Consider the following 14,513-nt stretch of genomic DNA (forward strand, 5'->3'; position numbering starts at 1 on the left):
CCACGATGACCCTGCCCGAAACCGCCGCTGTGCCGGCGCCGTCCGCCGTGCTGCCGTCCTTCCGCTGGCGGCGGGAGGACACGATCCGCACGGCAGGGCTCATGGGGGTGATCCTGGCCATGCACGTGGTGGCCTTCGGAACGCTCGTCTTCCTGGTCGCCCCCCAGGAGTACGCGGTCGGCACCCAGGTCTTCGGGGTGGGCCTGGGTGTCACCGCGTACACGCTCGGCATGCGGCACGCCTTCGACGCCGACCACATCGCGGTGATCGACAACACCACCCGCAAGCTGATGGCGGACGGCAAGCGGCCCGTCTCGGTGGGCTTCTGGTTCGCCCTCGGGCACTCCTCGATGGTGGTCCTGATGGCCGCCCTGGTGGCGGGCGGCGCCCAGCTGGCCAACACGCTGATGGACGACGAGTCCGCCACCCACAAGTGGCTCGGCGTGGTCGGCACCACCGCCTCCGGGGCCTTCCTCTACCTGATCGGCGCGCTCAACCTGGTTGCCCTGCTGGGCATCCTGAAGGTGTTCCGGTCGATGCGGGCCGGGCGGTTCGACGAGGCGGAGCTGGAGGAGCACCTCAACGCGCGCGGCTTCCTGGCCCGGGTGCTGAACCGGGCCACCCGCTCGATCACCCGGCCCGGCCAGATGTTCCCGGTGGGCATGGTGCTCGGCCTCGGCTTCGACACCGCGACCGAGGTGACGCTGATGGTGATGGCCGGCTCCGGCGCGGCGGCGGGCCTGCCCTGGTACGCGATCGTCTGCCTGCCGCTGCTGTTCGCGGCGGGGATGAGCCTGTTCGACACGCTGGACGGGACGTTCATGAACTTCGCCTACCAGTGGGCGTTCTCCAACCCGGTGCGCAAGGTGTTCTACAACCTGACCATCACCGGGCTGTCGATCGCGGTGGCCTTCGTCATCGGCACCATCGAACTGGTCGGGGTGCTGCACGAGAAGCTGGATCTGACCGACCCGGTCAGCGGGTGGATCGCGGAGCTGTCGCTGGACAACGTCGGCTACGTGCTCGTCGGCCTCTTCGTGGTGGTCTGGGGAGCGGCGATCGCGTACTGGCGGCTGGCCAGGGTCGAACAGCGCTGGACCCCGTCCCCGGAGGGGGCCCAGGCCCCGGCTCCGACGGAGGGCTGAGGCGGCCCGGCGGCGGGGGCTGCCCGGTCGGGTCTGCTCGGCGGGCGGATCGGGGTGGGGCTCCGTAGGCTCGACGCATGGCTGATGCGTACGCGGGCCGGCGGGAGCGGCTGAGGGAGCACTGCAGTGCGTCCGGGGCCGATGCGGCGCTGATCACCCGGCCGGCGAACGTCCGGTACCTGACCGGATGCCCGCCGTGCGGGGCGAGTGTGCTGCTCACCCGGGAGCGGGTGGTGCTGGCCCTGCCGGACGACCTGCCGCCGGACGACACCGGGGACCGCGCGATCGGCGAGGACCTCACCCAGCTGCCGGTGGCCGCCGGCGCGGACACCGTGCTGGCCGCGGCCGCCGCGGCCGTCCGGCTGCGGGTCGCGGACCTGGCGGTGGAGGAGCACGACCTGACCGTCAGCCGGCACCGCGCGGTGGCCGGGCTGGCCGAGGGCGTCCGGCTGGCGGACCTGGCGCAGGCCGTCGAACGGCTGCGCGTGGTCAAGGACGAGCACGAGATCGCCGACCTGCGGATCGCGGCCGAGATCGCCGACCAGGCGCTCGGCGAGCTGCTGGAGTCGATCCTCGTCGGCCGCACCGAGCGGCACCTCGCGATGGAGCTGGAGCGCCGGATGATCGACCACGGCGCCGACCGGGCGGCCTTCCCGGTCTCCGTCGGCACCGGCAGCCACTCCGGGCAGCAGGCCCACCAGCCCACCGACCGCCGGGTCGAGGAGGGCGACTTCCTCACCGTCGTGCTCGGCGCCCAGTACCGCGGCTACGGCGTCTCCACCGCCCGGACCTTCGTGATCGGGGCCGCGCCCGCGCCCTGGCAGGTGGAGCTGCACCGGCTGGTGTTCCGGGCCCAGCGGGCCGCCCGGGAGGCGCTCGGCCCGGGTGTGGAGCAGTACGTACCCGACCAGGCCGCCCGGGAGATCCTCCAGGCCGCGGGGCACACCGAGGCCTCTCCCCACCCGGTCGGCCACGGCATCGGGCTGGAGATCCGGGAGGCGCCGCGCCTGGGGCCCTCGGACATGGGTAAACTGGACAGCCGCGTGCCGGTCACCGTCGGTCCTGGGGTCCACCTCCCGGGGAAGGGCGGTGTCCGGATCGAGGACACGCTCGTGGTGCGCCCCCTCGAAGAGGGCGGGCCCGAGCTGCTCACCATCACCACCAAGGAGCTCCTCGCCCTGTGACCCGCGGCCGTCGTGCGGCTGCTGCGGGCGGCAGGACGCAACCCTTGGTTCCTTGACAGCTATATCCAGGAGTTAGTGCGCCCGTGGCTTCCACGAACGATCTCAAGAACGGCATGGTCCTCAAGCTGGAGGGCGGCAAGCTCTGGTCCGTCGTCGAGTTCCAGCACGTCAAGCCCGGCAAGGGCCCGGCCTTCGTGCGCACGAAGCTCAAGGAGGTCCTGACGGGCAAGGTCGTCGACAAGACCTTCAACGCCGGCACCAAGGTCGAGACCGCCAATGTCGACAAGCGCGGCATGCAGTTCTCGTACAAGGACGGCGAGAACTTCGTGTTCATGGACACGGACACGTACGACCAGACCACGATCGAGCCCGCCGTCGTCGGCGACGCCGCGAAGTACCTGCTCGAGGGCTTCGAGGCCCTCGTGGCCATGTACAACGGTTCGCCGCTGTACATCGAGCTCCCGGCCTCGGTCGAGCTGACCATCTCGCACACCGAGCCCGGCGTCCAGGGCGACCGCTCCACCGGTGGCTCCAAGCCGGCCACCCTGGAGACCGGCGCCGAGATCGCCGTCCCGCTCTTCATCGTCACCGGCGAGAAGATCAAGGTCGACACCCGCGACGGCAGCTACCTCGGCCGGGTGAAGTAAGTCCGTGTCGGCCGCACGCAGCAAGGCCCGCACGCGGGCCTTCCAGATCCTCTTCGAGGCCGACCACCGCGGGGTCGACCCGCAGCAGGTCCTCGCCGACTGGGTGGCCCGCGCCCGGGACCCCAAGCCCGACGAGGGCACCCCCCAGGTCGGCGAGTACACCATGGAGCTGATCGAGGGTTACGTTCAGCACGCCCGCCGGATCGACGACCTGATCTCGCAGTACGCGGTGGGCTGGACGCTCGACCGGATGCCGATCGTGGACCGCAACGTCCTGCGGCTCGGCGCGTACGAGCTGATCTGGGAGGACGGCGTCCCGGACGCGGTCGTCCTGGACGAGGCCGTCGAGATCGCCAAGGAGTTCTCCACGGACGACTCCCCGGCCTTCGTCAACGGCCTGCTCGCCCGCTTCCTGGAGCTGAAGCCGAGCATTCGGCGGTAGTAGGACGCGCATCGGCCGACGGCCGCCGGACCGGAAGTGGTCCGGCGGCCGTCGTGCGTTCAACCGGGTGGCGTATGTTGGGCCCCTACTCACCGGTAACCCCCGCAGTGAAGGGCAGGCCACCCCCATGACCACGGCGACCCGCAGCGAGTTCGACCAGGGCATCGCGCTCACCCCGCACCCGGACGAGCCCGGCCGCTACGACGGCGACCTGGGCACCGGCTGGCAGATCGGCGGCGGGGTGAACGGCGGACTGCTGCTCGCGATGGCCGGCCACGCGCTCTCCCTGGAGCACGGCGACCACCCCGACCCGGTCTCGATCAGCGGCTACTACCTCTCGGCCTCCCGCCCGGGCCCCGCCACCGTGCGCACCGAGGTGCTGCGCACCGGCCGCGGCCTGTCCACCGGCACCGCCTCGCTCAGCCAGGACGGCGTGGAGCGGCTGCGGGTGGTCGCCAGCCACGGTGACCTCGCCACCGCCGACGGCGAGGTGCGCACCAGTGCGACCCCGCCGCAGCTGCCGCCGCCGGACCAGTGCATCGGCATGGAGCACGCCCCCCGCCAGCTGATCGAGCAGGCCGCGCTGCTGGAGCGCTTCGACCTCAGACTCGACCCGGCGACCGTCGGCTGGGCGCTCGGACAGCCGTCCGGCAACGGGCGGATCCAGGGCTGGTTCAAGCTCGCCGACGGCCGCGACCCCGACCCGCTGCTGCTCCTGCTGGTCGCCGACGCGCTGCCGCCCGTCACCTTCGACCTCGGGATGCCCGGCTGGGCGCCCACCGTCGAGCTCACCGTCCACCTGCGGGCCAGGCCGGTGCCCGGCTGGCTGCGGGTGACGCACGCGACCCGCAACCTGGCCGGCGGCTACTTCGAGGAGGACGCCGAGGTCTGGGACGAGTCCGGACGCCTGGTCGCGCAGTCCCGCCAGCTGGCCCGGGTGCCGCGCCAGGCCTGACCCGCCCCCGCGCGGGGCTCCGGGCCCGGTCCGGGCGCCCGGCACGCACGGCTCACCGTCGGTTACATTCCTGTGACACGCCGTACGTGTGCGGCACGCGGGGTTGGGGAGGACAACGGTCAGCGGCACCCCCGCCGCTGACCGCCATCCGCCCCCAGGAGCCCTCGATGAGCCGCAACGGCCGCGCCCGCCGCACCACCGACTGCACCGCCGCCGCAGGCCCCCGCCCCCGGGCGCGGTCGCTGCACGAGCGGCGCCGGGCCGACCGCGGTGAGCAGGCCTTCGTCATCGGGATCCTGACCAGCGAGGCCGACTTCGAGCGGGCCCGGGCCTGGCAGCTGTCCGACGCCCCCGACTACGACCACTACCTGCGCGACACCGCCGAGCTGCTCACCGAGGCGCGGCGGCGCTTCCGCACGGTCCGGGCCCGGATGTTCCACCCGCAGGACTTCGAAGAGTTCTGCCTGCTGCACGGGGTCGATCCGGCCGAGCCGGCCGCCCGGGACCGCTACCTGGTCAACCCTCCGCTGCAGACCCAGCTGCTGGCCTATCAGGGCGAGGAGCTGACCGGGGACTTCCTCCCGCGGCTGGCCCGGGCCCGGGAGAACGGCCTGACGCTGCGCCACGCCGACCTGCTGCTCGACGGGGGCCTCTACGCGGAGGGCCCGGCCGGTACGGGCGGCGCGGACGGCGTGGCAGGTGCGGACGGCGGCGCCGGTACGGACGCCGCGGGGGCGGTGCAGGCGCGGTCGGTCCGGGAGGCCTACCAGCGCGGCGCCGAGGTCTTCCGCCGGATGCTGGTCGGGGCCGGATGCGGGGTCTACGAGCTGCGCGTGGCGGTGGACGCGCCGGGCGGGCGGCTGTCCGCCGCCGCCAGGGTGCTGCAGTGGGAGGACGGCGTCGTCCGGATCAACGACGAGGACCTGGAGCTGGTCTGCGCGGTGCTCTGCGCGGGCCTGGCCCGGGAGCTGCCCGGCCTGGCGGTGCTGCACGGCTCGCAGGGCTCGGCGGCGGCCTGCGGGGAGTACCGGCCGATCGCGTGGGCCTGGGCGAGCGGCGGTCAGGACTGGGCGCCGACCGCGGCCGCGGTGCGGCTGGACGGGGTGCCGGCGGAGCCGGGCTTCAGCCTCGGCACGGTCTGCTGAGCGCCGCGGTGGAAAGCGCGACGGCGCGGTCCCCGGTGGAATGCCGGGGGCCGCGCCGTGACGTTTCTGCAGGCCCTGCACGGGTCGCCTACGGGTATCCGTTGACGCGTCCCTGCTGGTGGAGCCGGTGGGGCGAGCGGTCAGCTTGCCTCCTCCTCGCGCACCGCACGGCGCGCGTCGGGGTTCAGCACGCCCCAGGAGATCAGCTGCTCGGTCAGGATCGACGGCGACTGGTCGTAGATCACGGCCAGCGTGCGGAGGTCGTCCTGGCGGATCGAGAGCACCTTGCCGTTGTAGTCGCCGCGCTGGCTCTGGATGGTCGCCGCGTAGCGCTGCAGCGGACCGGCCTTCTCGGAGGGGACCTGGGTCAGTCTCTCCAGGTCCAGCACCAGGCGCGGCGGCGGCTCGGCCGCGCCGCCGGGCGTGCCGCCGGGCAGCAGCTCCTGCACGGGGACGCCGTAGAACTCCGCCAGCTCGGCCAGCCGCTGCACGGTGACCGCACGGTCGCCGCGCTCGTACGAGCCGACGACGACTGCCTTCCAGCGCCCCTGGGACTTCTCCTCGACACCGTGCAGGGAGAGCCCCTGCTGAGTGCGGATCGCTCGGAGCTTGCCTCCGAGTTGCTTCGCGTAGTCGCTGGACATTGATCTCCCCGGACGAGATTGCTTCGCGTTCAGTGGTGGGTCACGGGCGATTGCCGACGTCGTTACCGGTGGGTTCGACGCCAGTCTCGTAACTCACTGTGAGGTTACGTAGAGTGAGGTAGTTGCGTCAAGCCGAATGGGGCAGTCGTGCGAATGGCCCGCATCGGGGGCGCGTCGAAGGCGTTAACCGGGTGAAGCGGAATGGTGGAGGTCCATTTGCCGCCGGCCGCGCTGGTAGCATGGCCGGAGCCCGCGCCGCGTCGGCGGGGGCGTTCCAGACATCCTTTAAGGCCCGTCCAGTGAGGCGGGGAAGGAGGTCCGCTTCGGCATGACCGCACACCACGAATCGACGCCACGGCCGCCGCACCAGGTGCTGGACGGTACGGACATCACCCGGGTGATCACCCGGATAGCGCACGAGATCGTCGAGCGCGCCAAGGGCGCGGAGGACGTCGTGCTGCTCGGCATCCACACCAGGGGCGTCCACCTGGCCCGCCGCCTGCACGCCAGGCTGGCCCAGATCACCGGCACCGAGATCCCGCTCGGCACCCTGGACATCACCATGTACCGGGACGACCTGCGGCTGAAGCCCGCGCGCGCCCTGGAGCACACCGAGATCCCGTCCGGCGGCATCGACGGCAAGCTCGTCATCCTCGTCGACGACGTGCTCTTCTCCGGCCGCACCATCCGGGCCGCGCTCGACGCGCTCAACGACATCGGCCGCCCGCGCGCCGTCCAGCTCGCCGTCCTGGTCGACCGCGGCCACCGCGAGCTGCCGATCCGCGCCGACTACGTGGGCAAGAACCTCCCCACCTCGCTGCGCGAGGCCGTGCAGGTCCGCCTCGCCGACACCGACGGCGTGGACGCCGTCCTGGTCGGCGACCGCGACTACACCGCCCGCTCCTCGCAGGCCCTGGCCTCCCAGCCGTCCGAACCGCACCTCCCGGAGTAGCCCGCGTGAAGCGCCACCTCGTCTCCGCCGCCGATCTCACCCGCGACGACGCGCTGCTGATCCTGGACACCGCCGAGGAGCTGGCCCAGCTCTCCGGACGGGCCGTCAAGAAGCTGCCCACGCTCCGTGGCCGCACCGTCGTCAACCTGTTCTTCGAGGACTCCACCCGCACCAAGACCTCCTTCGAGGTCGCCGAGAAGCGGCTGTCCGCCGACGTCATCAACTTCTCCGCCAAGGGCTCCTCCGTCTCCAAGGGCGAAAGCCTCAAGGACACCGCGCTCACCCTGCAGGCGATGGGCGCCGACGCGGTCGTCATCCGGCACCACGCCTCCGGCGCGCCGGCCCGGCTGGCCCAGTCCGACTGGCTGCACGGCAGCGTCATCAACGCCGGTGACGGCACCCACGAGCACCCCACCCAGGCGCTGCTCGACGCCTTCACCATGCGCCGCCACCTCAACCCGGGGGCCGGCCACGACCTCGCGGGCCGCCGGGTGACCATCGTCGGCGACATCCTGCACAGCCGGGTCGCCCGCTCCAACGTGCACCTGCTCACCACCCTCGGCGCCCAGGTCACCTTCGTCGCCCCGCCGACGCTGGTGCCGATCGGCATCGAGAACTGGCCCTGCGAGGTCAGCTACGACCTGGAGAGCGTGCTCCCCAAGACGGACGCGCTGATGATGCTGCGGGTCCAGCGCGAGCGGATGAACGCCGCGTTCTTCCCGACCGAGCGCGAGTACAGCCGCCGCTACGGCCTGGACGGCCCGCGGATGGCGCAGCTGCCCGAGCACGCCATCGTGATGCACCCCGGTCCGATGGTCCGCGGGATGGAGATCACCGCCGAGGTCGCCGACTCACCGCGCTGCACGGTGGTCGAGCAGGTCGCCAACGGCGTCTCCGTCCGGATGGCCGTCCTGTACCTGCTGCTCGGCGGAGCCACCCTCGCCGACGCCCCCCGCACCGACTCCAGCGAGACCGCCCAGTGAACGAGCGAAGCGAGCGAACCGACACCATGGTCACCTACCTGATCCGCAACGCCCAGATCCTCGGCGGCGACCCGCAGGACCTCCACCTCGCCGACGGCGTCATCAAGGCGATCGGCACCGGCCTCGACATCGAGGCGGACATCGACATCGACGCCACCGGCCTGGTCGTCCTGCCCGGCCTGGTCGACCTGCACACCCACCTGCGCGAGCCCGGCCGCGAGGACGCCGAGACGGTGTTCACCGGCACCCAGGCCGCCGCCAAGGGCGGCTTCACCGCCGTGCACGCGATGGCCAACACCTTCCCCGTCGCCGACACCGCCGGCGTGGTCGAGCAGGTCTGGCGGCTCGGCCAGGAGTCCGGCTACTGCGACGTGCAGCCGGTCGGCGCCGTCACCGTCGGCCTGGAGGGCAAGAAGCTCGCCGAGCTCGGCGCGATGCACGAGTCCGCCGCCGGTGTGCGGGTCTTCTCGGACGACGGCAAGTGCGTCGACGACGCGGTCATCATGCGCCGCGCGCTGGAGTACGTGAAGGCCTTCGACGGCGTCGTCGCCCAGCACGCCCAGGAGCCGCGGCTCACCGAGGGCGCCCAGATGAACGAGGGCCAGGTCTCCGGCGAGCTGGGCCTCGGCGGCTGGCCGGCCGTCGCCGAGGAGGCGATCATCGCCCGCGACGTGCTGCTCGCCGCGCACGTCGGCTCGCGCCTGCACGTCTGCCACGTCTCCACGGCGGGCTCGGTGGAGATCATCCGCTGGGCCAAGGCCAAGGGCTGGGACGTCACCGCCGAGGTCACCCCGCACCACCTGCTGCTCACCGACGAGCTGGTCCGCTCCTACGACCCGGTGTACAAGGTCAACCCGCCGCTGCGCACCGCAGAGGACGTCCAGGCGCTGCGCAAGGCGCTCGCCGACGGCACCATCGACGCCGTCGCGACCGACCACGCGCCGCACCCGGCCGAGGACAAGGACTGCGAGTGGGCCGTCGCCGCGATGGGCATGGTCGGCCTGGAGACCGCGCTGTCGGTCGTCCAGCAGACCATGGTCGACACCGGCCTGCTGAACTGGGAGGGCGTCGCCGACCGGATGTCGCACCGCCCTGCCCGGATCGGCCGGCTGGCCGGCCACGGACGGCCCATCTCGGTCGGTGAGCCTGCCAACCTGGTGCTGTTCGATCCCGCGTACCGTGGTGCCGTGAACCCCGACAGCTTCGCCACCCGCAGCCGCAACACCCCCTACCGGGGCCTCGACCTGCCCGGACGGGTGCACGCCACCTTCCTGCGCGGCACCGCCACCGTGCTGGCCGGCGAGCTGGCCGAGCAGGGCGGCCTCGTATGAGTCCCGCCCTCCTCGCCCAGGAGCAGGCCAAGGTCGCCAACTGGCCCGGGTACATCGGGTGGGCGGTCGGCCTGATGCTGGTGATCGGCCTGGTCTACTGGCTGATGCGCCAGGGCTGGAACTGGCGGCGCACCCTGCAGTCCGGCATCCCGCCGCTGCCCGCCGTGCCGGACGGCGCCGGCCGGACCATCCTGGAGACCAGCGGCCGGTACCACGGCAGCACCACCGCCGGGAACTGGCTGGACCGGGTCGTCGCGCACGGCCTGGGCACCCGCAGCCGCGCCGATCTGACCCTCGGCGAGGACGGCCTGCTGGTCCGGCGCCCCGGTGACGTGGACCTCTGGATCCCCGCCGGACAGCTGGCCGGGGCCCGGACCGACTCCGGGATCGCCGGCAAGGTCGTCCCGGCCGGGCTGCTCGTCGTGACCTGGACGCACGAGAGCACCGAGCTGGACTCCGGGTTCCGGTTCGACCACCCCGACGAGCACGCCGCCTGGGTCGAGGCGATCGCCCACCTTGCCACACGTACGACGACGAAGAAGACGGAAGAGGCCGCTCAATGACCGCACCTGCCCCCACCACGCAGCGCCAACGGCGGGAGCGCGTGCCCGCCGTGCTCGTCCTGGAGGACGGTAGGGCCTTCCACGGCCAGGCCTACGGCGCGGTCGGCGAGACCTTCGGCGAGGCGGTCTTCAACACCGGCATGTCCGGCTACCAGGAGACCCTCACCGACCCCTCGTACCACCGCCAGGTGGTCGTGATGACCGCCCCGCAGATCGGCAACACCGGCTGGAACGACGAGGACGACGAGTCCAAGCAGATCTGGGTCGCCGGGTACGTCGTGCGCGACCCCGCCCGGGTCGCCTCCAACTGGCGCTCGCGCCGCTCGCTGGACGACGAGCTGGTCGCCCAGGGCGTCGTCGGCATCAGCGGCATCGACACCCGGGCGCTCACCCGGCACCTGCGCGAGCGCGGCGCGATGCGCTGCGGCATCTTCTCCGGCGAGGCGCTGGCCGACCAGGCCGCGCTGCTCGCCAGGGTGCAGCAGGCGCCCGAGATGAAGGGCGCCGACCTGTGCGCCGAGGTCGCCACCGTCGAGCCCTACGTGGTGCCCGCGGTCGGCGAGAAGAGGTTCACCGTCGCTGCGCTGGACCTCGGCATCAAGGCGATGACCCCGCAGCGGATGGCCGAGCGCGGCATCGAGGTGCACGTGCTGCCCGCCAACGCCACGATCGAGGACGTGTACGCGGTCGCCCCCGACGGCGTCTTCTTCTCCAACGGCCCGGGCGACCCGGCCACCGCCGACCACCAGGTCGCCGTGGCGCAGGGCGTGCTGGAGCGCAAGACCCCGTTCTTCGGGATCTGCTTCGGCAACCAGATCCTCGGCCGCGCGCTGGGCTTCGGCACCTACAAGCTCAAGTACGGCCACCGCGGCATCAACCAGCCGGTGCAGGACCGCACCACCGGCAAGGTCGAGGTCACCGCGCACAACCACGGCTTCGCCGTGAACGCACCGCTCGACAAGGTGAGCGACACGCCCTACGGCCGCGTCGAGGTCTCCCACGTCTGCCTCAACGACGATGTGGTCGAGGGCCTCCAGGCGCTCGACGTGCCCGCCTTCAGCGTGCAGTACCACCCCGAAGCGGCAGCCGGCCCGCACGACGCGGCCTACCTCTTCGACCGTTTCGTGAAGCTCATGGAGGGCCAGCGTGCCTAAGCGCACCGACATCAAGTCCGTCCTGGTCATCGGCTCCGGCCCGATCGTGATCGGCCAGGCCGCGGAGTTCGACTACTCCGGCACGCAGGCCTGCCGGGTGCTCAAGGCCGAAGGCCTGCGGGTCATCCTGGTCAACTCCAACCCGGCCACGATCATGACCGACCCGGAGATCGCCGACGCCACCTACGTCGAGCCGATCACCCCGGAGTTCGTCGAGAAGATCATCGCCAAGGAGCGCCCGGACGCGCTGCTGCCCACCCTCGGCGGCCAGACCGCGCTCAACACCGCGATCTCGCTGGACGCCAACGGCGTGCTCGCCAAGTACAACGTCGAGCTGATCGGCGCCAAGGTCGACTCGATCCACAAGGGCGAGGACCGCGAGCTCTTCAAGGGTGTCGTCGAGGCCGTCAACGCCAAGATCGGCTACGGCGAGTCCGCCCGCTCGGTCATCTGCCACACCATGGACGAGGTGCTGGCCGGGGTGGACACCCTCGGCGGCTACCCGGTCGTGGTCCGGCCCTCCTTCACCATGGGCGGCGCCGGCTCCGGCTTCGCCCACAACGAGGAGGACCTGCGCCGCATCGCCGGCCAGGGCCTGACCCTCTCGCCGACCACCGAGGTGCTCCTGGAGGAGTCCATCCTCGGCTGGAAGGAGTACGAGCTGGAGCTGATGCGCGACAAGAACGACAACGTCGTGGTCGTCTGCTCCATCGAGAACTTCGACCCGATGGGCGTGCACACCGGTGACTCGATCACCGTCGCCCCGGCGATGACGCTCACCGACCGCGAGTACCAGATTCTGCGCGACATCGGCATCGCCGTCATCCGCGAGGTCGGCGTCGACACCGGTGGCTGCAACATCCAGTTCGCGGTCGACCCCGTGGACGGCCGGGTCATCGTCATCGAGATGAACCCGCGCGTCTCGCGCTCCTCGGCGCTCGCCTCCAAGGCCACCGGCTTCCCGATCGCCAAGATCGCGGCCAAGCTCGCGGTGGGCTACACCCTGGACGAGATCCCCAACGACATCACCGAGAAGACGCCGGCCTCCTTCGAGCCGACCCTCGACTACGTCGTGGTGAAGGTCCCGCGGTTCGCCTTCGAGAAGTTCCCGAGCGCCGACGCGACGCTGACCACCACCATGAAGTCGGTCGGCGAGGCCATGGCCATGGGCCGCAACTTCCCCGAGGCGCTGAACAAGGCGCTGCGCTCGCTGGAGAAGAAGGGCTCCCAGTTCACCTGGGTCGGCCCGGTCGGCGACAAGGCCGCGCTGCTGGAGAAGGCCGTCGTCCCCACCGACGGCCGGATCAACACCGTCATGCAGGCCATCCGGGCCGGCGCCACCCCGGAGGAGGTGTTCGACGCCACCAGGATCGACCCGTGGTTCGTCGACCAGCTCTTCCTGCTGGACGAGATCGCCACCGAGCTGGCCGAGGCCGGTGAGCTCACCCCGGAGCTGCTGCGCCACGCCAAGCGGCACGGCTTCTCCGACCAGCAGATCGGCGAGATCCGCGGCCTGCGCCCCGACGTCGTCCGCGAGGTCCGGCACGCCCTCGGCATCCGCCCGGTGTTCAAGACCGTCGACACCTGCGCCGCCGAGTTCGCCGCCAAGACCCCGTACTTCTACTCGTCCTACGACGAGGAGAGCGAGGTCGCCCCGCGCACCAAGCCCGCCGTGATCATCCTCGGCTCCGGCCCGAACCGCATCGGCCAGGGCATCGAGTTCGACTACTCCTGCGTCCACGCCTCCTTCGCGCTGGCCGACGCCGGGTACGAGACCGTGATGGTCAACTGCAACCCGGAGACCGTCTCCACCGACTACGACACCTCCGACCGGCTCTACTTCGAGCCGCTCACCCTGGAGGACGTCCTGGAGATCGTCCACGCCGAGCAGCAGGCCGGACCGCTCGCGGGCGTCATCGTCCAGCTCGGCGGCCAGACCCCGCTCGGCCTGGCCCAGGCGCTCAAGGACAACGGCGTGCCGATCGTCGGCACCCAGCCCGAGGCGATCGACCTCGCCGAGGAGCGCGGCGCCTTCGGCCGCGTCCTGCGCGACGCCGGCCTGCCGGCCCCCAAGCACGGCACCGCCTTCTCCTTCGAGGAGGCCAAGGCCATCGCCGACGAGATCGGCTACCCCGTGCTCGCCCGCCCGTCCTACGTGCTCGGCGGCCGCGGCATGGAGATCGTCTACGACGAGGCCTCGCTCGCCTCCTACCTGGAGCGGCACGCCGGCCTGATCTCCGAGCACCCGGTGCTGATCGACCGCTTCCTCGACGACGCGGTGGAGATCGACGTCGACGCGCTCTACGACGGCACCGAGCTCTACCTCGGCGGCGTCATGGAGCACATCGAGGAGGCCGGCATCCACTCCGGCGACTCCGCCTGCGCCCTGCCCCCGATCACCCTCGGCGGCTACGACATCAAGCGGCTGCGCGCCTCCACCGAGGCGATCGCCCGCGGCGTCGGCGTCCGCGGCCTGATCAACATCCAGTTCGCGCTCTCCGGCGACATCCTCTACGTGCTGGAGGCCAACCCGCGCGCCTCCCGCACCGTGCCGTTCACCTCCAAGGCGACGGCCGTGCCGCTGGCCAAGGCCGCCGCCCGGGTCTCGCTCGGCGCCACCATCGCCGAGCTGCGCGCCGAGGGCCTGCTCCCGGCCGAGGGCGACGGCGGCACGCTGCCCGCCGACTGCCCGATCTCCGTCAAGGAGGCCGTGATGCCGTGGAGCCGCTTCCGCGACATCTACGGCCGCGGCGTGGACACCGTGCTCGGCCCGGAGATGCGCTCCACCGGCGAGGTCATGGGCATCGACAAGGTCTTCGGCACGGCGTACGCCAAGTCGCAGGCCGGTGCCTACGGCGCGCTGCCGACCAAGGGCAAGGTCTTCGTCTCCGTCGCCAACCGCGACAAGCGCAACCTGGTCTTCCCGGCCCGCGCCCTGGTCAGCCTCGGCTTCGAGGTGCTCGCCACCTCCGGCACCGCCGAGGTGCTCCAGCGCGGCGGCATCCCCGCCACCGTGGTGCGCAAGCACAGCGAGGGCGAGGGCCCCAACGGCGAGAAGACCATCGTCCAGCTGATCCACGACGGTGAGGTCGACCTCATCATCAACACGCCGTACGGCACCGGCGGCCGCCTCGACGGCTACGAGATCCGCACCGCCGCTGTCGCCCGCGCCGTGCCCTGCCTGACCACCGTCCAGGCCATGGGCGCCGCCGTCCAGGGCATCGACGCGCTGCTGCGCGACGAGGTCGGGGTCATGTCGCTCCAGGAGCACGCCGAGCTGATCAACGCCGGCCGCGCCAAGTAGCACCACCTCCGTGGGGGGCACCGAACCGCCGGGTGCCCCCCACTTCCATGCCCCGGCCCGTCGC

13 protein-coding genes are annotated in these 14,513 nt (G+C 71.9%); 12 read left to right on the forward strand and 1 reads right to left on the reverse strand.

The genetic code is table 11. The features are described from left to right. Window positions 1-5 precede the first annotated feature (5 nt). The 6 genes from ACGFZP_RS18640 to ACGFZP_RS18665 all read left to right on the forward strand — a co-directional run bounded on the left by ACGFZP_RS18640 (window position 6) and on the right by ACGFZP_RS18665 (window position 5,518). Window positions 6-1,145, forward strand: coding sequence for a HoxN/HupN/NixA family nickel/cobalt transporter (locus ACGFZP_RS18640; RefSeq protein ID WP_392933932.1), 1,140 nt, complete (start codon window positions 6-8; stop codon window positions 1,143-1,145). Between the two features lie 77 nt (window positions 1,146-1,222). Next, window positions 1,223-2,329 (forward strand): M24 family metallopeptidase, encoded by a 1,107-nt coding sequence (locus ACGFZP_RS18645; protein ID WP_392933934.1) that lies wholly within the window; start codon window positions 1,223-1,225, stop codon window positions 2,327-2,329. Between the two features lie 83 nt (window positions 2,330-2,412). Further along, the gene (gene efp / locus ACGFZP_RS18650; RefSeq protein ID WP_392933936.1) at window positions 2,413-2,976 is read left to right on the forward strand and encodes an elongation factor P; all 564 of its coding nucleotides are present in this window, start codon (window positions 2,413-2,415) and stop codon (window positions 2,974-2,976) included. A 4-nt stretch (window positions 2,977-2,980) separates the two neighbouring features. Next, window positions 2,981-3,418 (forward strand): transcription antitermination factor NusB, encoded by a 438-nt coding sequence (gene nusB / locus ACGFZP_RS18655; protein ID WP_350521226.1) that lies wholly within the window; start codon window positions 2,981-2,983, stop codon window positions 3,416-3,418. 127 nt (window positions 3,419-3,545) lie between these two features. Continuing rightward, window positions 3,546-4,373: a thioesterase family protein gene (locus ACGFZP_RS18660; protein WP_392933938.1), complete on the forward strand. Its 828-nt coding sequence runs from the start codon at window positions 3,546-3,548 to the stop codon at window positions 4,371-4,373. Window positions 4,374-4,540: 167 nt separating this feature from the next. Then, entirely contained in the window at window positions 4,541-5,518 is a 978-nt protein-coding gene (locus ACGFZP_RS18665; RefSeq protein WP_392933941.1) for a hypothetical protein, read from the forward strand. A 140-nt stretch (window positions 5,519-5,658) separates the two neighbouring features. Here the strand turns inward: ACGFZP_RS18665 and ACGFZP_RS18670 are convergent, their stop codons facing one another. Further along, window positions 5,659-6,162, reverse strand: a complete 504-nt coding sequence (locus ACGFZP_RS18670) for a transcriptional regulator (RefSeq protein ID WP_031072501.1) — start codon at window positions 6,160-6,162, stop codon at window positions 5,659-5,661. A 328-nt stretch (window positions 6,163-6,490) separates the two neighbouring features. On the opposite strand from ACGFZP_RS18670, the gene pyrR reads away from it, so the two are divergent. From pyrR to carB, 6 genes are read left to right on the forward strand one after another with little or no spacing between them, the layout of a single operon-like run. Next, window positions 6,491-7,114, forward strand: a complete 624-nt coding sequence (gene pyrR, locus ACGFZP_RS18675; RefSeq protein WP_392933944.1) for a bifunctional pyr operon transcriptional regulator/uracil phosphoribosyltransferase PyrR — start codon at window positions 6,491-6,493, stop codon at window positions 7,112-7,114. A gap of 5 nt (window positions 7,115-7,119) precedes the next feature. Next, window positions 7,120-8,097 carry an aspartate carbamoyltransferase catalytic subunit gene (locus ACGFZP_RS18680; RefSeq protein ID WP_392933947.1) on the forward strand — a complete coding sequence of 326 codons (978 nt, stop codon included), beginning with the start codon at window positions 7,120-7,122 and terminating at the stop codon, window positions 8,095-8,097. 26 nt (window positions 8,098-8,123) lie between these two features. Further along, entirely contained in the window at window positions 8,124-9,428 is a 1,305-nt protein-coding gene (locus ACGFZP_RS18685; RefSeq protein ID WP_392934677.1) for a dihydroorotase, read from the forward strand. Then, window positions 9,425-9,991 (forward strand): hypothetical protein, encoded by a 567-nt coding sequence (locus ACGFZP_RS18690; RefSeq protein ID WP_392933949.1) that lies wholly within the window; start codon window positions 9,425-9,427, stop codon window positions 9,989-9,991. Before ACGFZP_RS18685 ends, ACGFZP_RS18690 begins: the two co-directional genes overlap by 4 nt. Beyond that, window positions 9,988-11,145 carry a glutamine-hydrolyzing carbamoyl-phosphate synthase small subunit gene (gene carA / locus ACGFZP_RS18695; protein WP_392933952.1) on the forward strand — a complete coding sequence of 386 codons (1,158 nt, stop codon included), beginning with the start codon at window positions 9,988-9,990 and terminating at the stop codon, window positions 11,143-11,145. Before ACGFZP_RS18690 ends, carA begins: the two co-directional genes overlap by 4 nt. Beyond that, window positions 11,138-14,449 (forward strand): carbamoyl-phosphate synthase large subunit, encoded by a 3,312-nt coding sequence (carB, locus tag ACGFZP_RS18700; RefSeq protein WP_392933953.1) that lies wholly within the window; start codon window positions 11,138-11,140, stop codon window positions 14,447-14,449. Before carA ends, carB begins: the two co-directional genes overlap by 8 nt. The last annotated feature ends 64 nt before the right edge of the window (window positions 14,450-14,513 follow it).

The sequence above is a fragment of the Kitasatospora sp. NPDC048239 genome, from assembly GCF_043202015.1.
Lineage (GTDB): Bacteria > Actinomycetota > Actinomycetes > Streptomycetales > Streptomycetaceae > Kitasatospora.